The following is a 453-nucleotide window of genomic DNA, read 5'->3' as shown; positions in this document are numbered from 1 at the left end:
TTCCTACGATTAGTCAAGAGTTTAATTGAAGAATTAAATAGCCCACAATTAGTCATGAGAATTGGCAACGGGAATTGTGGCTTAGGTAAGTATAGTCAGCAATTAATGGATTTTTGCGTATACTTAATAGGCCTCACTAAAGCCCGGTTTAAAAAAGGATTGGTGCGGTATATACTTAGGTTATAAGATCTTTGAATCTTATGGGACTACGAGTCCGTGGTATGTGTAATCATACTTTTGGTTAGCTTGGACCATTGAGAACAGACAGTAGAGCGTCTTGTTCATACAAGCAACAATTGCGACCTTATTCCGTTTCGGAATCGGGCCGCTTTTTAGTTGATAGTAATAGTCCACAATATGATTATCAGCGGCGTGTTGAGCACGTAACATGTTTTTTACAATGAGATACATCAGCATGCGGGCTCGGGGATCACCCCGCTTATTAATATGGTC

At 40.0% G+C, this 453-nt stretch carries 1 pseudogene; it reads right to left on the bottom strand.

Annotated features, from left to right (window positions below):
- Window positions 1-198: 198 nt before the first annotated feature.
- Window positions 199-453: pseudogene (locus FC85_RS15825) on the bottom strand (IS110 family RNA-guided transposase); the annotation flags it as partial.

The sequence above is a fragment of the Lentilactobacillus diolivorans DSM 14421 genome (genome assembly GCF_001434255.1).
Lineage (GTDB): Bacteria > Bacillota > Bacilli > Lactobacillales > Lactobacillaceae > Lentilactobacillus > Lentilactobacillus diolivorans.
The sequence above is the reverse complement of the archived record's forward strand: the minus strand, read 5'-3'. Positions and strand labels throughout refer to the sequence as shown.